Origin of the sequence: Micromonospora sp. NPDC049359 (assembly GCF_044466585.1) — a bacterium.
GTDB lineage: Bacteria > Actinomycetota > Actinomycetes > Mycobacteriales > Micromonosporaceae > Micromonospora.
On record NZ_JBITMW010000017.1, the window covers coordinates 125,017 to 143,402 of the forward strand.

General features: G+C 71.9%; 24 protein-coding genes. 9 read left to right on the forward strand and 15 right to left on the reverse strand.

The features are described 5' to 3' along the window. Positions 1-23 precede the first annotated feature (23 nt). Together ACIBTX_RS30515 and ACIBTX_RS30520 are read left to right on the forward strand one after the other, a co-directional pair. Positions 24-422, forward strand: a complete 399-nt coding sequence (locus tag ACIBTX_RS30515; protein ID WP_357172236.1) for an STAS domain-containing protein — start codon at positions 24-26, stop codon at positions 420-422. A 58-nt stretch (positions 423-480) separates the two neighbouring features. Further along, complete coding sequence (locus tag ACIBTX_RS30520) at positions 481-810, forward strand: STAS domain-containing protein (protein WP_357121794.1); 330 nt, start codon at positions 481-483, stop codon at positions 808-810. A 77-nt stretch (positions 811-887) separates the two neighbouring features. Here ACIBTX_RS30520 and ACIBTX_RS30525 read toward each other — a convergent pair whose 3' ends face one another. Continuing rightward, on the reverse strand, positions 888-1,202 hold the full coding sequence (locus ACIBTX_RS30525) for a hypothetical protein (protein WP_355052350.1): 315 nt from the start codon (positions 1,200-1,202) through the stop codon (positions 888-890). Positions 1,203-1,402: 200 nt separating this feature from the next. On the opposite strand from ACIBTX_RS30525, the gene ACIBTX_RS30530 reads away from it, so the two are divergent. The 3 genes from ACIBTX_RS30530 (at position 1,403) to ACIBTX_RS30540 (ending at position 4,377) form a co-directional block, all read left to right on the forward strand. Continuing rightward, the gene (locus ACIBTX_RS30530; protein ID WP_357121791.1) at positions 1,403-2,377 is read left to right on the forward strand and encodes a DUF2267 domain-containing protein; all 975 of its coding nucleotides are present in this window, start codon (positions 1,403-1,405) and stop codon (positions 2,375-2,377) included. Between the two features lie 82 nt (positions 2,378-2,459). Further along, the gene (locus ACIBTX_RS30535; protein WP_357121788.1) at positions 2,460-3,242 is read left to right on the forward strand and encodes a fused MFS/spermidine synthase; all 783 of its coding nucleotides are present in this window, start codon (positions 2,460-2,462) and stop codon (positions 3,240-3,242) included. A gap of 61 nt (positions 3,243-3,303) precedes the next feature. Further along, positions 3,304-4,377: an AI-2E family transporter gene (locus tag ACIBTX_RS30540; RefSeq protein WP_357121785.1), complete on the forward strand. Its 1,074-nt coding sequence runs from the start codon at positions 3,304-3,306 to the stop codon at positions 4,375-4,377. Here the strand turns inward: ACIBTX_RS30540 and ACIBTX_RS30545 are convergent. The 3 genes from ACIBTX_RS30545 to ACIBTX_RS30555 form a co-directional block, all read right to left on the reverse strand. Continuing rightward, positions 4,348-5,649, reverse strand: coding sequence for an NAD(P)/FAD-dependent oxidoreductase (locus ACIBTX_RS30545; RefSeq protein ID WP_357121782.1), 1,302 nt, complete (start codon positions 5,647-5,649; stop codon positions 4,348-4,350). The genes ACIBTX_RS30540 and ACIBTX_RS30545 overlap by 30 nt on opposite strands. Before the next feature lie 206 nt (positions 5,650-5,855). Beyond that, positions 5,856-6,380, reverse strand: a complete 525-nt coding sequence (locus ACIBTX_RS30550; protein WP_357121779.1) for a GNAT family protein — start codon at positions 6,378-6,380, stop codon at positions 5,856-5,858. A 43-nt stretch (positions 6,381-6,423) separates the two neighbouring features. Beyond that, complete coding sequence (locus tag ACIBTX_RS30555) at positions 6,424-7,140, reverse strand: VOC family protein (protein ID WP_357399067.1); 717 nt, start codon at positions 7,138-7,140, stop codon at positions 6,424-6,426. 154 nt (positions 7,141-7,294) lie between these two features. Between ACIBTX_RS30555 and ACIBTX_RS30560 the strand changes: the two genes are divergently transcribed. Continuing rightward, the gene (locus ACIBTX_RS30560) at positions 7,295-7,585 is read left to right on the forward strand and encodes a hypothetical protein (RefSeq protein WP_357121773.1); all 291 of its coding nucleotides are present in this window, start codon (positions 7,295-7,297) and stop codon (positions 7,583-7,585) included. Here the strand turns inward: ACIBTX_RS30560 and ACIBTX_RS30565 are convergent. Both ACIBTX_RS30565 and ACIBTX_RS30570 read right to left on the reverse strand, forming a co-directional pair. Continuing rightward, positions 7,572-7,760, reverse strand: coding sequence for a DUF397 domain-containing protein (locus ACIBTX_RS30565; protein WP_357399064.1), 189 nt, complete (start codon positions 7,758-7,760; stop codon positions 7,572-7,574). The two genes, ACIBTX_RS30560 and ACIBTX_RS30565, sit on opposite strands and share 14 nt — an antisense overlap. Then, complete coding sequence (locus ACIBTX_RS30570; RefSeq protein WP_357399061.1) at positions 7,751-8,536, reverse strand: helix-turn-helix transcriptional regulator; 786 nt, start codon at positions 8,534-8,536, stop codon at positions 7,751-7,753. The genes ACIBTX_RS30565 and ACIBTX_RS30570 overlap by 10 nt, the downstream gene beginning before the upstream one ends. A gap of 222 nt (positions 8,537-8,758) precedes the next feature. Here ACIBTX_RS30570 and ACIBTX_RS30575 point away from each other — a divergent pair, with 222 nt between their 5' ends. Next, on the forward strand, positions 8,759-9,052 hold the full coding sequence (locus ACIBTX_RS30575; protein ID WP_357121764.1) for a hypothetical protein: 294 nt from the start codon (positions 8,759-8,761) through the stop codon (positions 9,050-9,052). On the opposite strand, the gene ACIBTX_RS30580 is transcribed toward ACIBTX_RS30575, so the two are convergent. From ACIBTX_RS30580 to ACIBTX_RS30610, 7 genes are all read right to left on the reverse strand, one after another. After that, positions 9,036-9,443 (reverse strand): hypothetical protein, encoded by a 408-nt coding sequence (locus ACIBTX_RS30580; RefSeq protein ID WP_357121761.1) that lies wholly within the window; start codon positions 9,441-9,443, stop codon positions 9,036-9,038. The genes ACIBTX_RS30575 and ACIBTX_RS30580 overlap by 17 nt on opposite strands. A 133-nt stretch (positions 9,444-9,576) precedes the next feature. After that, positions 9,577-10,752, reverse strand: coding sequence for an alginate lyase family protein (locus ACIBTX_RS30585; RefSeq protein WP_357121758.1), 1,176 nt, complete (start codon positions 10,750-10,752; stop codon positions 9,577-9,579). A 165-nt stretch (positions 10,753-10,917) separates the two neighbouring features. Further along, the gene (locus ACIBTX_RS30590) at positions 10,918-11,211 is read right to left on the reverse strand and encodes a DUF6510 family protein (RefSeq protein ID WP_355052334.1); all 294 of its coding nucleotides are present in this window, start codon (positions 11,209-11,211) and stop codon (positions 10,918-10,920) included. A 39-nt stretch (positions 11,212-11,250) separates the two neighbouring features. Beyond that, entirely contained in the window at positions 11,251-12,015 is a 765-nt protein-coding gene (locus ACIBTX_RS30595; RefSeq protein ID WP_357122184.1) for a ferredoxin reductase, read from the reverse strand. A 7-nt stretch (positions 12,016-12,022) separates the two neighbouring features. Continuing rightward, on the reverse strand, positions 12,023-12,622 hold the full coding sequence (locus tag ACIBTX_RS30600; RefSeq protein WP_357121754.1) for a sulfite oxidase-like oxidoreductase: 600 nt from the start codon (positions 12,620-12,622) through the stop codon (positions 12,023-12,025). Between the two features lie 76 nt (positions 12,623-12,698). After that, positions 12,699-13,721 carry a TerC/Alx family metal homeostasis membrane protein gene (locus tag ACIBTX_RS30605; RefSeq protein WP_357121751.1) on the reverse strand — a complete coding sequence of 341 codons (1,023 nt, stop codon included), beginning with the start codon at positions 13,719-13,721 and terminating at the stop codon, positions 12,699-12,701. A 221-nt stretch (positions 13,722-13,942) separates the two neighbouring features. Next, complete coding sequence (locus ACIBTX_RS30610) at positions 13,943-14,353, reverse strand: DUF2267 domain-containing protein (protein WP_357121748.1); 411 nt, start codon at positions 14,351-14,353, stop codon at positions 13,943-13,945. 159 nt (positions 14,354-14,512) lie between these two features. Here ACIBTX_RS30610 and ACIBTX_RS30615 point away from each other — a divergent pair, with 159 nt between their 5' ends. Both ACIBTX_RS30615 and ACIBTX_RS30620 read left to right on the forward strand, forming a co-directional pair. Continuing rightward, positions 14,513-14,785 carry a DUF2795 domain-containing protein gene (locus ACIBTX_RS30615; protein WP_357121745.1) on the forward strand — a complete coding sequence of 91 codons (273 nt, stop codon included), beginning with the start codon at positions 14,513-14,515 and terminating at the stop codon, positions 14,783-14,785. A 42-nt stretch (positions 14,786-14,827) separates the two neighbouring features. Continuing rightward, positions 14,828-15,496 (forward strand): DUF1345 domain-containing protein, encoded by a 669-nt coding sequence (locus ACIBTX_RS30620; protein ID WP_357121742.1) that lies wholly within the window; start codon positions 14,828-14,830, stop codon positions 15,494-15,496. Between the two features lie 280 nt (positions 15,497-15,776). On the opposite strand, the gene ACIBTX_RS30625 is transcribed toward ACIBTX_RS30620, so the two are convergent. Together ACIBTX_RS30625 and ACIBTX_RS30630 are read right to left on the reverse strand one after the other, a co-directional pair. Next, positions 15,777-16,748 carry a pirin family protein gene (locus ACIBTX_RS30625; protein WP_357172231.1) on the reverse strand — a complete coding sequence of 324 codons (972 nt, stop codon included), beginning with the start codon at positions 16,746-16,748 and terminating at the stop codon, positions 15,777-15,779. Positions 16,749-16,884: 136 nt separating this feature from the next. Continuing rightward, entirely contained in the window at positions 16,885-17,598 is a 714-nt protein-coding gene (locus ACIBTX_RS30630) for a hypothetical protein (RefSeq protein WP_396833333.1), read from the reverse strand. Between the last annotated feature and the right edge of the window lie 788 nt (positions 17,599-18,386).

The following is an 18,386-nucleotide window of genomic DNA, read 5'->3' on the forward strand; positions in this document are numbered from 1 at the left end:
GGCCCGGGGGAAGGGGCCTGATCGTGCTGTCGGAAGGGCGTAGGGCCGACGCGAAGCCACTGAGCGTCGCCGTCGACCGGTCCGACCCCGACGTGCCCCTGATCCGCGTCGGCGGCGAGCTGGCGTACGCGACCTCGGCCCCTCTGCACGCCGAGATCGACCGGATCCTCGCCGACGCGCCACGCGCGATCGTGCTGGACTTCGCCGATCTGACCTTCATCGACAGCACCGGTCTCGCCGTGATCGTGCACGCCTGGCGGGAGGGCCAGGCGGTCGGCGCCGGGCTGCGGCTGCGCTCGGTCCCGCGCTTCCTGGCGACGATCCTGGACATCACCGGGGTGGCGACGCTCCTCGGTCGGCCGGTGCCCATCGCTCGTCCGGAGGGCGGCCCCGACGCCGAGGCGTCCGCCGCCACGGCGTGATCCGGCGACGCGCAGCCCCCGGGTTTGCGTTCCGCGTGCGGACTGGGAACATGGTGCAATGCCCCACCAGCTGTTGACCATCGAGGTGAGCCGGCCCGACGCCGGTCACGTCCGGCTACGGCTGACCGGCGAGCTCGACTACGACACCGCGCCGGAGCTGGTGGCCGCCGCGGCCGGCCTGCACGGCGAGCCGCAGGTGACGATCGACCTGAGCGGCGTCGGCCTCTGCGACTCGTCCGGGCTCAGCGCCCTGCTGATCGCGCGTCGGAGCGTCGGCGCGATCCGGCTCACCGGGGTCAGCCCGCAGATCCAGCAGTTGCTGGATCGCACCGGCCTCACCGAGCTGCTGGCCGTGCAGGGCGACGACGAGCTGCGCGCCACCGGCTGACGGCCGCACCGAGCGACCACCCCACGCGCGAGGGGGCCCCCGACCCTGGGACCTGGGGCCGGGGGCCGGAGAAATGCCTAGGGCGCGGTCATCGGCTGGAGTCGGGGCCCGCCGTCGCGCAGTTCGACGGTCGACGGAGGTTCGATGTCGTCGGGTTCCCCCGAGTCGGGCGTCTGGTACAGGTAGCGGACAAACTCCCCACCCGCCTCGTTGTCGTCCGCACCCGGCCACTGGCCGATGCAGTCCATTCCGACCACTTCCCGGCCGGTTCCGTCGGCCTCCTCCAGCAGCGCCCACAGGCTCACCGGGTAGCACCGGGTGGCGTCGGGCGTGAGCTGCCAGCGGGCGTACCAGCCGGGTCGAGCGGGAACGATCTCGACGATCCGTTTCATGACGACCTTCCTTCCGCGTACCTCGGAAGAACTGCCTCCTGCCCCGATCCTGCGGGCCGCACGGGTGAGCGCCCCTCACCCCGGGCGGATGAAGCCCGGCCGACGCTCAGCCCTACTCGGCCGGCAGCGTCCGTTTCGGCTCCCGGGACGACGGGAACGCGACCGTCGCAGGATCGATCCCCAGCGGAAGGGGCGTCACGATGCGCAAGCAGATGGAGGGCGACAACCAGCGCCGCCGGGCGTTGGCCCGGCAGGCCCGCGAACAGGGCGGCCAGCCCAGCGAGTACGGCGCGAGCCTGAGCGCCTCCAAACAGCTCACCAGCCTGGACCAGAGCAGACGGGCCGGCCCGCCGCCGGCCGGACGGCACAAGGCGGACACCACGCGTGGTGGACCGGCCCCGCCGTCGAGGGGTACCCCGGACAATCCGCGACCGCAGCCGCCTCCCGGTGGCGCGGCCGGTGTGACAAGTCTGGGATACCGGGATCTGGTCGAGGATGTCCGACGTCGGTCCGGGGTGGACTTCCGGACGGCGAAGGTGGGCGCCGAGGCGACCGTGCTGGTGCTGGCCTTCGCGCTCGACACGGCGGAGCGGCAACGACTGCTCGCCGCCGTGCCGAACTCGCTGCACGACGTGGTGCCCGTGGACGGCATCGAGCGGCACCGCGATCTGCCCGGCTTCCTGGCCGAGGTGGGCCGGATCAGCGGGCGTACGCCGGAGCAGGCCCGCTACCAGGCGGAGGCGACGATGGCCGCGCTCGCCGACCAGGACGGCGACCTGATCGAGTCCCTGCACGTCCCCGACGGCCTGCGGGAGCTGCTGAACCCGCCAGCGGCCGGCGGCGGCATCGTGGGGGCCTCCACCACCACGCCCACCCTGGACGAGGAGCAGGTCCAGGCGGCGCTGGACGACCTGCCGTACTGGGCCGGCGACACCACCGCCCTGTACCGGGTGGTCGCGCTGCCGCCGGACAACCTCGACCGGGTGCTCGCCCGGCTCGACCGGCTGCGCCAGGAGACCGGCCGTGGCCCGAGCATCGGGCGTCCCGGCGACACGGCGGCTGTGCTGACCGTCCGCACCAATCAGGCGGACGGGGTGAGCGCGCTGGACGTGGACCTGGCCCATGCGATCGACGACGCGATCGACGAGGTCGGCGCCGGGATGGCCGGCGGCTGACCACCGCTACGGCGTACGCGGGCCGGCGGACGCGGGTGCTCCCGCGCCGCCGGCCCGTCGGCCGCTCGGTTAGCGTGCCGTCATGAACCGCGCCGCCGACCGTCTGGAGTTGGTCGCCGATCCGGTCCGCAGGACCGGACGGACGCTGCTCTCCGCCGGCGTCGAGCAGTCGTACGTGGATGTCGAGGATCCCCGGCACCTGCACTTCGAGTACGTCCGCCGGATCGCGTCGGCCGTGGAGCTGGCGGCCCCCGCGGGCGTACCCCTGGACGTGTTGCACCTCGGCGGCGGCGCGTTGACGCTGCCCCGCTGGCTGGCCGCCACCCGGCCGGGCTCGGCGCAGCGGGTCGTGGAACGGGACCGGGCGGTGGTCGACCTGGTGGCGCGGGAGTTGCCGCCGCTGCCACCCGAGGTGCGGGTGGCGGTCGGCGACGCGCGGGAGGCGGTCACCGCCGCCGGGGCGGACGGGTACGACCTGGTGATCGCCGACATCTACCAGGCTGCCCGGATGCCCGGACACGTCCGCACCGTGGAGTTCGCCGCCGAGGTGGCCCGTGTCCTGCGGCCCGGCGGGCTCTACCTGGTCAACGTGACGGACCTGCCACCGCTGGTCGGCACCCGGGTGCAGGTGGCGACGCTGCGGGCGGTCTTCGGGGACGTCTGCGTCTTCGGCGACCGCCGGATGCTGCGGGGTCGGCGCTACGGCAACCTGGTGCTCGCCGCGACGCACCGCCCCGGCGGGCTGCCGGTCGGTCGGCTCGCCGTGGCCGCGCTGCGCGACCCGATCGTGGGTGGGCTGCTGCACGCCGCCGCCCTCGACACCTTCGTGGCCGGCGCGCACCCGCTTCTCGACACCGACGTCTGAGGTAGGGCGAACCGGCCGGGATGCCGGGTTTCCTGCGGTCTGGGCGGGGAAGGCCCGGCGGGTGAGCAACGCCGAAGATCGGGCCACCGCCCGCCGGACCCTGGTCGTGATCGGGCTGGTGCTGGCCACCGCGCTCGCGCTCGCCTTCGTGTACGCGACCCGTCGGGTGCTCGTCTGGACGGTGGTGGCCGCCTTCTTCGCGGTCGCGCTCAAACCGGCCGTGGACCGGCTGCAACGCCGGTTCGTCCGCCGCCGGGCGCTGGCCACGCTGCTCGTCTTCCTCGCCGCGTTCGTCGTGCTGGCGGTCCTGGCCACGGTGATCCTGGTGCCGCTGCTGGACGAGGTGGGCCGGTTCGCCGAGCGGGGGCCCGAGCTGCTGCGCGACGCGCGCGCCGGGCGCGGTCCGCTGGGTGAGTTCCTGGAACGCACCGGGGTACGGCGCTACGCCAGCGCGCACGCGGACGAGCTGCGGAATGCCGGTGCCCGGCTGCGGCAACCCGCCGTCGGGGTGCTGCGTGGCGTGGCGGAGGGGGTCGCGGGGCTGGTCACGGTCGTCGTGCTGGCGTACCTCATGGTGTTGGAATCGCCGCGGATCACCCGCGGCGTGCTCGCGGTGGCCGGGGACGGTCAGGGCGAGCGGTTGCGCCGCGTCGGCCGGGAGGTGTCCCGGACGGTCACCGGCTACCTCACCGGCAACCTGCTGATCAGCGTGATCTGTGGCGGGTTGACGTTCCTGGTGTTGAGCCTCACGGGGGTGCCGTTCGCCGGGGTGATCGCGCTGCTCGTCGCGGTGGCCGACCTGATACCGCTGGTGGGCGCGACGATCGGCGCGGTGCTCGCCGCCGGGGCGGGGTTCCTGCACTCCCCCACCGCCGGCGTCGTCGTGCTCGTCTTCTTCGTCGTCTACCAGCAGGTGGAGAACCACCTGCTGCAGCCGCTCATCCTCGCCCGCGCGGTCCGGCTCAACCCGCTGACCGTGCTGTTGAGCCTGCTGCTCGCGGCGGAGTTGGCCGGGTTGCTCGGCGCGCTGCTGGCCATCCCCGCCGCCGGCATCGTCCAGATCCTGCTGCGCGAGTACGGCCCGCGACGGGCAAACCCGCCCCGCTCACCGACCCCGCGTCGCGACCTCGGGTGAGGTGCTCTCCAGCGGCACCGCGTTCGCCGGGACCAGCCCCAACTGCACCGCCGAGCGGGTGAGCGCGGCGTCGAGCACCCAGTCGGCACCCACGCGGGTGCGGTTACCCGGCATCGCCATCAGGTGGTACGCCCGGGTGACCGCCTTGGCGGGCAGCCCGGCCAGGTTGACGTGCAGCGGGTTCGCGGCGGCGTCCTTGCCACCCAGGTCGACCACCCAGCCCAGGTCGTGGTGCTTGTACGGCCGGCGCGTGCCGAACCCGTACGACGCGGCGATGTTGTGCGCCACCCGCTTGCCCTGCCGCTCCGCGTGCTGCGCCGTCATGCCGCAGATCTGCCCCGGGTTGACCAGGTCGGGCACGGCGGCCGCGTCACCGCAGGCGAAGACCTCCGGATAGCCGGGAACGTTGAGGTACTCGTCGGTGACCAGTCGGCCCCGCTCGGTGCGCAGGCCCAACTCGTTGACGAACGGGTCGGGGCGTACGCCCACGCACCACACCAGCGTGCAGGTGGGGACGTACTCGCCGTCGGTGAGCTTGACCCCGTCGCAGGTCGCCTCGGCCACCGAGGTGCCCATCCGCACGTCCACGCCGCGCTTGTTGAGCACCTTGTGCGACGTGTCGGACATTCTCTTGTCCAGCTCAGGCAGCACGCGGGGGGCGACGTCGAGCAGCATCCAGCGGGGCCGGACGGTGAGCCGGGGTCGCTGGGCGTGCAGGGCGTCGGTGAACAGTTGGCCGTGCGCGGCGACCTCGGTGCCGGTGTACCCCGCGCCGACCACCACGAAGGTGGAGCGGGCCCGCTGCTCGGCCGGGTCCTCGGCCTGCTCGGCCAACTCCACCTGGCGCACGATGTGGTCGTGCAGGTAGACGGCCTCGGGCAGGCCGCGGAAGCCGTGCGCGTACTCGGTGACGCCCGGGATCGGCAGCAGCTTGTTGACGCTGCCCACGGCGAGAACCAGCCGGTCGTACGCCAGGCGGTTCTTCTCCCCCTCGGGCTGGGTGAAGCCGACCCAGCGGTTCTGCAGGTCGACGTGGTCCGCCTCGCCGATCACCACCCGTACACCCTTGAGGGTTCCGGTCAGCGGCACGGCGATGCGCGACGGCTCGACCACCCCGGCGGCCACCTCGGGCAGCAGCGGCAGGTACAGGAAGTAGTCGGTGGAGTTCAGCACCACGATCTCGGCCCGGTCCCGGGCGATCCGGCTCAACGTCTTCGCCGCGTGGTAACCGGCGAACCCGGCCCCCACGATCACCACACGAGGTTTCGTCATTGCCGGCCGTTTCCCGTCGCAGCCCAGGACAAACGTCAGTCCCGGCGGCAGGTCCACCTCCACCGGAGTTCTCCCGGTCCCCACCGGGGTCAGGCCCTGTTGATCAAGAGGTTTGCGTCATCGCCTCGGCGTGTCGTGACGCAAACCTCTTGATCACGCGGGTGGGGGGGTGGGGGTGGGGGTGGGGGTGGGGGGTTGGGTGGGGGTTAGGGGGGTGGGGCGGTTATGGCCCAGCGTTCGTGGTCGCGCCACGCGCCGTCGATGAAGAGGTAGTCCGGGGAGAAGCCCTCCAGGCGGAAGCCGAGCTTGCGGGCGACCCGCCGGGACGGCTCGTTGCCGGGCTGGATGTTCGCCTCCAGGCGGTGCAGCCCGACGCTGGTGAACGCGTGGTCGATGACCAGGGCGATGCCCGCCGAGGCGTGCCCGGTCCCGCTGTACGGCTCGAACGCCGCGTACCCCAGGTACCCGCCGCGCAGCGCGCCGAGCACGATGCCGCTGATGTTCACGTAGCCGGCGATCGCTCCGCTGGCCCGGTCGCAGATCAGGTATCCGGCGCTGTCCCGGCGGCGGATCCGGGCGAGGTAACGGTCGTACTCCTCGGGCGTTTCCGGCGCGGCCAGCCACGGATGGTGCAGGTCCCGACTCCGCCGCACGGCCGCCACGAACTCGTCGACGTCGGTCGGCCGGGGTCTCCGGATCGCGGCGGGACCACCGCTGCGCAGGTATCTCACGACGGACCACTCTGACCCACCGGCGGGACAGTTGTCCAACCGGCTAGCGGGGGGTCAGCACGGAGAACTCGTTGCCGTCGGGATCAGCCAACACGACCCGACCGGCCTGATCGGTGCCGATCCGGCTCGCGCCGAGGGCGAGCAGACGGTCCACCTCCGCCTGCTGGTCACCGTCGACGGGTGGCGCGAGGTCGAGGCGCACCCGACCCTCGCCCGCACGCGACATGTAGGGCGGCCCACCCCAGGTGATCTTCGTGCCGCCGCGCGGGGACTGGATGGCGGTCTCCTGGTCCTGGTCCCAGACCAGCGGCCAACCGAGCGCCTCGGCCCAGAAATACCCGACCTCCGGCGTGCCGTCGCAGGCCAGCGCGCCGACGAACCCGCAGCCGGCGAGGAAGTTGTTGCCCGGCGGGATGACGTCGAACTCGTTGCCCTCCGGGTCGGCCAGCACCACGTGGTCGGCGTCCGGGCCCTGGCCGATGTCGAGGTACCGTCCACCCAGCTCGATCGCTCTGGAGACCGTCAGATCCTGATCGTGCTGCGAGGTGCTCGTCAGGTCGAAGTGCATGAGGTTCTGGACGACCTTCGGCTGCTCGGTCGGTGCGAAGCGGAGTCGGAACCCGGTGTCGTCGGTGGGCACGAGCCCCACACCCTCGCGCGGATCGTCGACGATCTCCCAGCCGAGGATGCCGGACCAGAACCGCGCCAGCGGCAGAGGTTCGAGCGCGTCGAAGCTGATCGCGAACAGGTGAGAGGTCATCGGTCTGCTCATCTCCGATCCGAATGGGCGCGGCCCGCCGTGGAGCGGAAGCGTACGGATGGGCACGCCGGTCCGCATCCGAGTATTCGACCAAGCCCCTCGTCCGGCGCGAATCCCGCTACCGCCGCGCCCGCCCGCCGCCTAACCTCGCACCGTGGCCAGGACCCGGAAGCGGACAATCCGCGTCGACGACGTCGACTATCAATGGACGGTCAGCCAGGCCGATCCGCGCCACGTCGTGGTCCGGGTGTGGAACGTCGACGGCGGCCAGGACGTCCGGCTGGAGGAGCGGGTTGCCTTCGACGACCCGTGGCTCAACTATGGACCGATCATCACCACGGATCCCGAGCGGGTGGCCGAGGTGTTTGCCCTGGAGCCGGTCACGCCACGGCTGGTCGAGAGGCTGATCCGGTCGGCGCTCGCCGATCCGCTCAGTGGCGCGTGACGAACGTGACGAAGGCCCGCCAGGCCGCCGGGGTGACGACCAGCGCCGGGCCGCTCGGGTCCTTGCTGTCGCGGATACCCACCACGCCCGGCAGGTTGGCCGCGACCTCGACACAGTCGCCCTGATTGCCGCTGCTGCGGGTGCTCTTGTGCCAGATCGCGCCGGTCAGGTCCATGCCGCTGCCGCCTCCGTGATCACGTCGAGGGTCTGCCGGTGCGACAACGCCTCGGCCCGTACCGATTCCCACGACTGTCGCAGCGATAGTACGTCGGCGGGGCGCTCGATCACCGTCCCCTGTAGAGGATTGTCAAGGTAGGCCACGTCGTCCCCGTCAGCCGGGGTGGCGATCACGAAGGCGCCGTTCAGCCCGGGATACGCGCCCACCTCGCGCGGCACTAGGTGCAGGTGCACCCGTGGCCGCCGACCAATGTCAAGAAGGTGCTGTAGCTGCTCGCGCATCACGGCCGGTCCGCCCACGGGCCGTTCCAGCACCGTGTAGTCGAGCACCGCGACGAAGAGTGGTGGCTGCTCACGGGTCAGGATCTCCTGCCGCTGGAGCCGGGCAGCGACAGGCTGGTCCAGCTGATGATCGGCCAGCTGACTCGCGCCGGCATAAAGCGCCCGCGCATAGCCCTCGGTTTGCAGCAGCCCCGGCAGCACCAACGGCTGGAACGAGCGCAGCGCGGTCGCCTCCTGCTCGATCGTCACCCACTCGCGGAACCACGGCATCACCGACTCGCGGATCATCGTCTCGCGGATGCGCAGCAGCAGGCCGTCGGCGTCCAGCACGCGGTCGCTGCGCTCGGTGAACTCCAGCCGGGGCGGACGCCGGCACTGCTCGACGGCCGCGACGAGCGACGCCGAGTAGTTGATCCGTTCGCTCAGCGCCTCCTGGGACAGACCGGCGACCGTCCGCAGCCGACGCAGCTCGCCGGCGAACAGCTCCAGCATGGGCAAACGATCCACTGCACACCTCTGCACACCGGGGGCGTCTGACACGTACATCGGCGCTGGTGGGACTCGCGCGCCTTCCGACAGTAGCGGCTCGGTCAGCAGACTGTCACGTAGCGGAACCGCCCGGCCCGGCCCACTGACGGGCGGAACCGAACGAGGGGCCGCCGCGAACCCCCGTACCGCGGCGGCTCCTCCCCCACCTGTGAAGGAGCGTGTTCCATGGTGACCTCACCGCCCGTGCCGACCGGCACACCGCCGCACACGCCGCTGCGTCCGATGTGGTGCTGCCGCGCATGCGGTGGCCCGTGGCCCTGTCCGACCGCCCGGCTGGTGCTCAAGGCCGAACACGAACACGACCTGATCGGCCTGTCGATCTACCTGTGCGGGCAACTGCACGACGCGATCCGGGACCTCTACCGGCTCAATCCCGACGACGCGCCCGCGCCGCAGGCCCTGTTCGCGCGGTTCGTCGGCTGGACCCCGTACCGCCGTCCGCTCATCGCGCCGGACTGAACCAGCGGGCCAGCCACGGGGTGAGCGCGACGAGCGCGAGGGCGAGAACGGTGATGACGGCCTGCCCGATCCGGCCCGGGGTGACGCCACCGGCCGGGTCGAGCACGTAGTTGGCGTACCCGTTGGCGGCGGCGTCCGTCGCCAGCACGGCGCAGCCCAGCGCGAGCCCCGCCGGACGGCGGGCCGCCAGCAGCAGCGCCGCCAACGGATCCCACAGGGTCAGGGACGCGAAGTAGACCGCGAGCCAGCCGGGCAGCGCGAGTTGCGGCCGGAGACCGGGGACGAGCAGCTGGAGTACGTGCACGACGCCACCGTACGCGAAGACCAGCACAGCCCCCGCCACGACCAGCCGGACCCGCGCCGGAACGCCGCGCCAACGATCGGTGCCCACCCGGCCAGTCTGCCGCGTGGCCCCGACACGAGAGGCACCCTGATCGACTCCGTTTCGCTGATATAGGGGTGTCCGGGGCACTTCGACACCCCCAGTTCAGCGAAACGGAGTCGATCAAGGGCTGAACCGCCGGCTACGCCGGGTTGTTGGCGTGGGTCAGGGTCTCCCAGGCCACGAAGAGGTTGTTCGTGCCCTGGGGACGCTTACGCTCGGTGTAACTCTGGGTGTTGGCCATGCCGATACCCATCCGGTTGTGCAGCGCGTTGAAGCCGACCTCGGTGATCGGGCCGAGGCCGAGGACGACCGAGCCGCCGCACACGCTCGACGGCACGGCGGTGCCGTTCTCGAACTTGGTGTGGAAGCCGAGCGCGTGGCGCAGCCGGTCCTGGAGCTCCGGGTAGAGGTCGCCGCCCTGGATGCGGGTGGTCTCGGCGACGTGCGAGATGGCGGAGATGCTGTAACCGGTGTGGACCCAGTCGCGGCAGGTCTCCTGCGCGTGACCGTCGGTGTAGGTGGCCTGGCCGTGCCAGCGGGACACGAGTTCGGCGGGGGTGTCGACGCTGGTGGCCGGCGGGTACAGGGGTCGGACCCCGTCCGCGGCGATGTAGATGGACGCGGCGGCGGCGGCCCGGAACCGGGTGAGCGCGCGGTCGTACGACGTGCGGTCCTCCAGGAAGATCGAGATGCCGATCGCCGCCTCGGCGAGGGTCAGGTCCCAGTTGCTGGTGCGGGAGTCACCGGCGATGACCACGGGCAGGTAGACGGTGCGCAGCATGGTCGCGAACCGCGCCTGGTTGGGCCAGTTGCCGTACGTGTATCGGATGATCTCGGCGGCGCGCGGCCAGACCGAGCCGGCCCAGCCGGTCTGCAACGGGGCGTTGGCGTTGGTGTGCCGCTGGATGGTTGCCGACCAGGCGTCCATCAGGGCGATCGACTTCTGCGCGTACGCCGAGTTGCCGGTGATGTACCAGGCCAGCGCGTCGGTGTACGCGGCGATGGCGTCCTCACGCTCGTCGGTGCAGCCGTAGTTCGGGTTGGAGGTCTGACCGCACTCGACGGTCGCGCGCGGTGCGGGGACCCGGGACAGCGAGGCGTATCGGCTGCCCATCATCTGGTTGTAGGCGTTGCGCCACGGCTGCTCGCCGGCCTGCACCTTCGCCTTGACGAAGTCGAGCTGCGGCCGGCTGACCAGCACACCGGGATGGGTGAAGGTGGCCGGGGCAGCCTGGGCGCTCGGGGGTGCGGTGGTGGTCACCGCGCCGGCGGCGAGCGCGATGACCACCGCCAGGAGTACGCGTCGACAGCGCATGGGGCTCTCCTCAGTACGGGTGGATGAATAGACAACTGTCTTAACAGTTGCCGGACATCCGACCGCATACCGGGAAACCGGGCAAGAAGGCATCGATAAATTCAAGACTATGAAAAATCAAGTATTTATCCACTTTCCCGCGCTCACCCCCGCTGAGCCGCCCCGTCAGAGCGGCTCGGGCAGCGTCTGCTCCATCGGCATCGGCACCTGGAGGTAGGTGACGCCGCGCATGTCCAGCCAGGCCCGGTCCGGCCCGCGCACCAGCCGCACCATCACCGACTCGCAGGACGGGCAGCGGCCGACCAGACCCGGGGCGTGCGAGTAGACGTGCAGGCTGGCCATCGAGCCGGTCATCCCGCAGTTCTCGCAGCGGCCCATCGCGGTGCTCAGGTCGACGGCGAACAGCTCGCGCAGCGGACCGTCGAGCATGTTGCCGTCCAGGTAGGACATGTTGGTCATCGGATCTCCTCGACAAGACGGTGAGCGGCGGGCGCGCTCTCAGCCGGTGGGGCCGAAGCGTTCGGTCCTGATCCGCCGCGACTGATGGCCCAGCCCCACCAGCAGGTCGGCCACGGCCTCCACGAACCCGGTCGGACCGCAGACGTAGGTGAGCGGTTGCAGATCCGGCGGCCAGCCGTGGGTGTTGACGTCGGCCAGGCCGACCCGGTGCGGCTCGCCGCGCCACCCGTCGGGGGCCTCGCGCGTGTAGACGTACGCCACGTCCAGGCCGAAGTCGTCGCGGCCCCGGCGGCGCAGCTCGTCCGCGTAGATCACGTCCTGCGGCGTGCGGACCGAGTAGATCAGCCGGAACGGCACCTTGCTGCCGACCTCCCGCCGGGCCCGGATCATCGCCATCAGCGGGACGACCCCGGAGCCGCCGGCCACGAGCTGCACCGGATCGGTCTGCTCCGGACGCCAGATGAACCAGCCACCGAGCGGTCCGCGGATCTCCACCGGGTCGCCGGCGGCGAAGACATCGATGAGGTACGGAGACACCTCTCCGTCGTGGACCCGCTGGACGGTCACCTCGATGCGCGGGCCGCCGGGCCCGTCCACGACCGGCCCGGCGATCGAGTACGACCGGGCGGCCTGGTAGCCGTCCGGGGCGGTCAGGCGCACGTCGACGTGCTGGCCGGGCAGGTGCCCCGGCCAGTCGGGCACCTCCAGGACCAGCGTCTGCGCGGACGCCGTCTCCACCCGGCGCTCCACCAGCCGGGCCACCTGCCACTTGATCGGCGCGCGGGCCGGGGTGCCCGTCGCCACGGCCCGCTCAGTCACCCTGGTACCGCTGCTCGCGCCACGGGTCGCCGTAGTCGTGGTACCCGGCGGTCTCCCAGAAACCCGGCTCGTCCATCGTCTTGAGCCGGATGCCGCGCACCCACTTGGCGGACTTCCAGAAGTACAGGTGCGGCACGAGCAGCCGGGCCGGCCCGCCGTGCTCGGCCGGCAGCGGTGCGCCGTCGAAGGTGTGCGCCACCCACGCCCGGCCGCCGCGCAGGTCGTCCAGGGGCAGGTTGGTGGTATAGCCGCCGTAGGAGTGCGCGAGCGCGAAGTGCGCGCCAGTGTCCACACCGTCGAGCAGGGTGTCCAGGGAGACGCCCGTCCAGGAGGTGCCGAGCTTCGACCAGTGGGTGACGCAGTGGATGTCGACGGTCGGCGTCTCCTGCGGAAGCGCCATCAACTCCTGCCACGACCACCGGTACTCGGTGCCGTTCTCGGCGGCGATGACGAACTCCCAGGTGTCCAGGGAGACCCGGGGTGTCGGGCCGGCCGAGAGCACCGGGAAATCCTCGGTCAGGTACTGACCGGGCGGCAGGGCCGGCTCCTGTGATCGGGGCCGACCCTGGAAGCCCGGTGACACGATTCCCATTGCACAGTCGTACCACCCGGGCCGGCCGGGGCGGGAGCTTTCCCGCGTACCCCCTCGTGGGCCCGGCGCGGCGCGGTCAGTGCCGTTCGGTCACGACCTCGCGCTCGGCGGGCGTGCCGCCCCGGGTGGCGCGCAGGCTGGTCAGGGTGACCACCACCAGCACGCCGATGATCACGCCGAGCGAGGCCAGGGTGGGGATCTGCGGCACGCTCTCCCAGATGCCGTGCGCCCAGTGCAGACCCAGCTTGAGCCCGATGAACGCCAGGATGATCGCCAGGCCGTAGCTGAGGTGCACCAGCCGGCTCAGCGCCGCGTGCAGGACGAAGTAGAGCGCCCGCAGGCCGAGCAGGGCGAAGGCGTTGGTGGCGAAGACCAGGTACGGGTCCTCGGTGATCCCGTAGACCGCCGGCACCGAGTCGACGGCGAAAACGATGTCGGTGGCCAGCACCGCGACCACCACCAGGGCGAACGGGGTGAGCGCCCGCCGGGCGCCCTCCCGGACGGTCATCCGGGTGCCGTGGTAGTCGTCGACCACCGGCATGACCTTGCGCAGCAGCTTGACCGAGCGCATCGTGTTGATGTCGACCTCCTGCTCGTGCCCGGAGAGGGCGTCGCGCAGGAGCTTCACCGCGGTGGCGATGAGGATGATCGCGAAGAGCAGGAACGCGAAGTCGAGGGTCTGCAACGCCGCCGCGCCGAGGGCGATGAAGACCGCCCGCAGCACCAGGGCGCCCGCGATGCCGTAGAGCAGCACCCGCTGGGCCAGCACGGCCGGCACCGCGAACGCGGCCAGCAGCAGCATGAAGACGAAGAGGTTGTCGACCGAGAGCGACTTCTCGACGAGGTAACCGGTCAGGTATTCGACGCCCTGCTGGGAGCCGTAGCGGGCCCAGAGCCAGCCGCCGAAGGCCAGCGGCAGGGCGATGTAGAAGGCCGACCAGCCGATCGCCTCGCGCATGGACACCTCGTGCGGCTTGCGCGTCACCAGGAAGTCCAGCACCAGCAGGAGCAGTACGCCGGCGATCGTCACCGCCCAGAGGGTGGGCGTACCGATCGATGTCAGGTCACTCGCCGCCGCCAAGGGGGACAATTCGGTCATGGGGTCTCCTCGAACACCGTGTCATGTTCGAGGTCTCCTTCACCCATCACCAGATGGGCAACCACCCGAGGCACGCCGGGCGTGCCGTACTGACCGGAATGGTTCGTGGGAAGTACTCCCCTCGCCACGACCAGGTTAGGCCAGGCCGGATCGACACGCCAAGCCGGACGTCGATGGTTGCCCTGGCCAACCGCTGTGTGCGCCTGCTTCTCCGCCCGCCGTCAGGCGCGGCGCAGCGTCGCGCCGGGGGCCATCGCCTGCTCGACGAGGTCCCGGTAGTCGCGCGGCAACTGCGTCGCCACGTCGTCGAACTCGCCGCCCGTGATCGCCTCGCGCAGCGTGGTGAACACCGCCCGGACGGCGTCCCGCGCCGCCGGCTCCTCGACCCGCGCCCGCAACGCCACGCGCGCCACGAACTCGGCCGCCCCGAAGCGGTCCGCCTGCTCGGTGCTCGGGCTCGGCTTGAGCACCAGTTGCAGCGGCTGCGGCAACTGGGCAGCCAGGTCCAGCACCTCGCCACCGGTCAGCCGCTCGGCGAACGTCTCCAGCACCGCCCGGGTCAGCTCGACGGCCTGCTCCGACGACGTACGGGTGCGTTGGGAAACCTGGTCGACGAAGGTGTCGTAGTTCATCGCGTACTCCCTCGAACTGTGTCTGCGGCGCCTGCGGGTACCCGCCGCGCCCCGGTGGAAACGACGCCGGATTTCCCGGACCGACCCGGGCGTGACCCGACGGCGGACGGGTAACCGCCGCCGGACGCGACCAATCCATGCCCCGAGGGAGCCCCAGACATGGCGAGCTACGCGGACGTCCTGCAGTACCTGTCGAGCCTGGACTACCCGGCCGAGAAGGACGACGTGGTCCGCGAGGCCGAACGCGAAGGCGCCCCGCCGGACGTGCTCAAGGCGCTGCGCGCCCTGCCGCCGGTCGACTACGCCAACGGCACCGAGGTGGCCCGCTCGGCCGGCATCGAGGCGGCCCCCGAGGTCGGCCCGGCGCAACGCGCCACGCAGGCCCGGGACAAGAAGCACAACCGGGTGTCGCAGCACCTGCGCGGCCTCTGACCACGCGGTGGGGTCGTCCGTCGTGGCGAGCCGGCGTCGCCGATGACCGGCACCGGTCCGCTGTCGCGCCCGCCGGACGGGCACACCCCCGCGGCGACGCAGCTCGCCATCGTGGCGGCCGTCGGCGTCCTCGTGGGCGGCGTCTTCGCCCTGGCGCTGTCGCCCGCGCTGTCCCCGCTGGCCGGCTGGGACGCCGCCGCGCTGAGCTGGCTGACGCTGGTCTGGCGCAAGCTCTGGCCGATGGACGCGCCGCGCACCGCGCAGCTCGCCGTGCACGAGGACCCCAACCGGGCCACCCGGGACGTGGTCCTGCTGATCGCCTGCCTCGCCAGCCTGCTGGCCGTCGGGCTGGTCCTGGCCAGCGCGCACGCCGCGCCACCCGGAGTACGCCGCGACCTGTACGGCGCGCTCGGGGTCCTCAGCGTGGTGCTGTCCTGGCTGGTCGTGCACACCGTCTTCGCCGCCCGCTACGCGCGGATCTACTACACGGGCCCGGACGGCGGGGTGAACTTCAACCAGAGTGAACCGCCCCGGTACTCGGACTTCGCCTACGTGGCGTTCACCGTCGGGGCGACGTTCCAGGTCTCCGACACCAACCTGACCAGCAACGAGATGCGCCGGACGGTGCTGCGGCACTCGATGGTGTCGTACCTGTTCGGCGCGTTCGTCATCGCCGTCACGGTGAACCTGCTGGCGGGGCTGGCGCATTGAGAGCTGAGGCCCGGCTGCGTCACGGGCGGGAGCCTCGCCGGGACAGGCGGGCGCCCCTTGGCCACGAACCGCGACCGGGGGCGCCACGCAAACCTGCCCAGGCGGTGGACCACGTCCGAACCGGTCGCGGCCACCAGGCGGTGGATGCCCGCCCGAACCGAGCGGTCAGCACTGCCGGGTACAACCATACGACAGAACATCCTCCGTACGGTCAGTTTTTGCCGAACTGTGGGCCAACGCACGTCAGCCCTCGGTCGGCCGTTCCGCAGAGCGGGTCGGGTCAGCCGTGCAGGCCGCCGGTACGGTCGCGGGCCTTGAGCCGGGTGGTGGGCAGCGCGGGCGCGGGCAGCGGCGACGCCGCGTCGTCGGCCACCACCCCGAAACGCCGCCCCGCCATCCAGTCGTCCCGAGCCTCGGCGATCTCCTCGTGCGAACGGCCCACGAAGTTCCACCACATGACCAGCGGCTCCTCGAACGGCGTACCGCCCAGCAGCAACAGCCGCGCCCCCGCCCCGCCGCGCACGGTCAGCTCACGCCGACCCGTACCCAGATAGAGCAGCGCCCCCGGCTCGAAGCCCACCCCGGCGGCCTCGGCCGCGCCGGACATCGCCAACACGGCGTACTCGAAGTCGGGTCGCAACGGGAGCGTCGTCGGCGCGGACCCGCCCAGCTCGAGCTGCACGCCCACCAGCGGGGTGTGCACCACCGCCGGCGACCGCTGCCCGGCGAACTCGCCCACCAGCAGCGTCGCGTCGACCTCACCGTCGCGCCAGCGCGGCAGGTCGGCGTGGTGGGCGAAGTCGGCCGCGCCGGCCCGCGCCGGGTCCGGCAGCGCCACCCAGAGCTGCACACCGTGCATCACCGGCGGGTGCGTGGCCGGCGACCGCTCCGAGTGGGCGATGCCGTGCCCGGAGGTCATCACGTTCAACTGGCCGGGTCGGATCGCCTGGACGTTGCCCAGGCTGTCCCGGTGGATGATCTCGCCGTCGAGCAGCCACGTCACCGTCTGCAGCCCAGTGTGCGGGTGCGGCGGAACCTCCATGCCCGGTCGCTGCGCCACATCATCCGGGCCGAAATGGTCCACGAAGCACCACGCGCCGACCATCCGTCGGGGCCGCTGCGGCAGCAGACGCCGCACCGTCGTGTACCGACCGAGCGGCACGTCGTGGCCGGGCAGCAGCACGCTGCCGGGATCGACGTCGGCCACGCCGGGCGGTCGGGTCTGCGCCAGCATCGATTCGGTACGCTCCACCGCCCGACTGTACGCTCGCGCGCTCCACCGACAGCGGCGCTTCCGGTTCGGGGTGACCCCCAACTCAACCGCGCGGGCGCTCGGACCCGCGCTCGATCCACCCGGCGTCACCCCGGCCGCTGAAGCCGGCCCGCCGTCACCGGGCCTCGGCCACCGTCACCGCGTTGACGCCCGCGACCAGGTCCAGAAAGATCCGGTTGGACGAGCGGTCCCATCCCGGCGTGCTCACCAGATCCCCGGCGGCGACCCCGTTCCACCGCTGGTCGCGGACCACCACCGAGCCGGCGCCCGAGCCCGCGCGCACCCGCACCGGCGGCGTGCCCGGCACCCGGACGGAGAGCCGGCTGGTCCCGCCGGTCAACCGCACCGTCATGACGCCGCGATCCACGGGCGGCAGGATGAGATCGGTACGAGCGGAGCCGCCGACAAGGTCCACTCCCCGCAGACGCGCCCGCGTCAGATCCAGCACCTGCTCACTGACCCCACCCTCCAGGCGCAGACGCCAGGCGACCCGCTCGCTGAGCAACACCCGTACGGCCCGTCCATCGGACGCGCCGGCGGCCACCACGCCGAGCCGGACCGTCTCCCCATCGAGCACCGGCCGGGCAGCCACACCCGTGCCGGACGGGCTGCTGATCCGGTAGAGGTCGTCACCCAGGTCCGTCACCCGCAGGTCGAACGACGTCAACCCGTCGACGAGCACGAAGGTGGCCTTCTGCCGGCCCGCCAACGACGCGGTCATCGTCTGGTCGGATGCCGCCGCGGCGTCCTGCCTCGTGTCCTGCGGACCCGTGTCACTGTAGGTCTGACCGAGGCGGTAGGGGTCACTCACGATCACCGCGACGGCCATGACGCCGAGCACAAGCACGACGGCAGCGGCGGTCAGCAGCAGGCGGGCACCGACGGACCAGCGTCCCGACGCGACCTCCGCCTCCGGTGGCCCTACCTCCGTGTCCTGCCTCGAACGCGGCGCAACGTCCCGGCCCGCAGGTGAGCCTGCATCGGACGCCGGGCGAGGCTCTGTCTCGGGCGGCGGTCCCGCTGTGCTGGTCTCCCGGTCCCGGCTGGCCGGCTCGGACCCCGGTTGGCTCGTCGCCGGGTCGTCGGCCGGCAGGTGCGCCGCAGCCGTCCGAGCCGCCGCCATCGTCTGCGCGCATTGCCGACCTGTTCGGCGTGCCGCCTGATGCTCGCTGCCGTCACCCACCACGGCCATGCCCTGTCCCTCCGCCGGTCCCCGCCGGAGGGTACGGACGCGATCGTCGATCGGATCACCGCGCGCTGACAACGCCACTGCGCTACGTCGCCACGCGGGATCCGCAGCCCGCTGGCCACCGACGGCGTCCACCGGGACAGCTTGGGCCATCGTGATGACCCGCGGGCATCACGCCGCCGGCGGTAGGCCCACCCCGGCCCCACCCCACGCCGCGACGCCGCCACCCGACACCGCCCCAACAAGCGTGATGCCTGTGCGTCATCTTGATGACCCACAGGCATCACGCCACCGACGGTAGGCCCACCCCGACGCCGCCGAGGTCTGGAAATGCGGCGATGGCCGGCACCCGTTGTCGGGGTGCCGGCCATCTGTGTGTCTTAGCTGTTCCAGTTGTGGGCGACCAGGTCGGTGGCCTGCTGCTCCCA

Coding starts and splice junctions, on each gene's coding strand:
- ACIBTX_RS30520 (WP_357121794.1), top strand. CDS start 481: ATGCCCCACCAGCTGTTGACCATCGAGGTGAGCCGGCCCGACGCCGGT.
- ACIBTX_RS30525 (WP_355052350.1), bottom strand. CDS start 1,202: ATGAAACGGATCGTCGAGATCGTTCCCGCTCGACCCGGCTGGTACGCC.
- ACIBTX_RS30530 (WP_357121791.1), top strand. CDS start 1,403: ATGCGCAAGCAGATGGAGGGCGACAACCAGCGCCGCCGGGCGTTGGCC.
- ACIBTX_RS30535 (WP_357121788.1), top strand. CDS start 2,460: ATGAACCGCGCCGCCGACCGTCTGGAGTTGGTCGCCGATCCGGTCCGC.
- ACIBTX_RS30545 (WP_357121782.1), bottom strand. CDS start 5,649: ATGACGAAACCTCGTGTGGTGATCGTGGGGGCCGGGTTCGCCGGTTAC.
- ACIBTX_RS30555 (WP_357399067.1), bottom strand. CDS start 7,140: ATGACCTCTCACCTGTTCGCGATCAGCTTCGACGCGCTCGAACCTCTG.
- ACIBTX_RS30565 (WP_357399064.1), bottom strand. CDS start 7,760: ATGGACCTGACCGGCGCGATCTGGCACAAGAGCACCCGCAGCAGCGGC.
- ACIBTX_RS30570 (WP_357399061.1), bottom strand. CDS start 8,536: ATGCTGGAGCTGTTCGCCGGCGAGCTGCGTCGGCTGCGGACGGTCGCC.
- ACIBTX_RS30575 (WP_357121764.1), top strand. CDS start 8,759: ATGGTGACCTCACCGCCCGTGCCGACCGGCACACCGCCGCACACGCCG.
- ACIBTX_RS30585 (WP_357121758.1), bottom strand. CDS start 10,752: ATGCGCTGTCGACGCGTACTCCTGGCGGTGGTCATCGCGCTCGCCGCC.
- ACIBTX_RS30590 (WP_355052334.1), bottom strand. CDS start 11,211: ATGACCAACATGTCCTACCTGGACGGCAACATGCTCGACGGTCCGCTG.
- ACIBTX_RS30600 (WP_357121754.1), bottom strand. CDS start 12,622: ATGGGAATCGTGTCACCGGGCTTCCAGGGTCGGCCCCGATCACAGGAG.
- ACIBTX_RS30605 (WP_357121751.1), bottom strand. CDS start 13,721: ATGACCGAATTGTCCCCCTTGGCGGCGGCGAGTGACCTGACATCGATC.
- ACIBTX_RS30610 (WP_357121748.1), bottom strand. CDS start 14,353: ATGAACTACGACACCTTCGTCGACCAGGTTTCCCAACGCACCCGTACG.
- ACIBTX_RS30615 (WP_357121745.1), top strand. CDS start 14,513: ATGGCGAGCTACGCGGACGTCCTGCAGTACCTGTCGAGCCTGGACTAC.
- ACIBTX_RS30620 (WP_357121742.1), top strand. CDS start 14,828: ATGACCGGCACCGGTCCGCTGTCGCGCCCGCCGGACGGGCACACCCCC.
- ACIBTX_RS30630 (WP_396833333.1), bottom strand. CDS start 17,598: ATGGCCGTCGCGGTGATCGTGAGTGACCCCTACCGCCTCGGTCAGACC.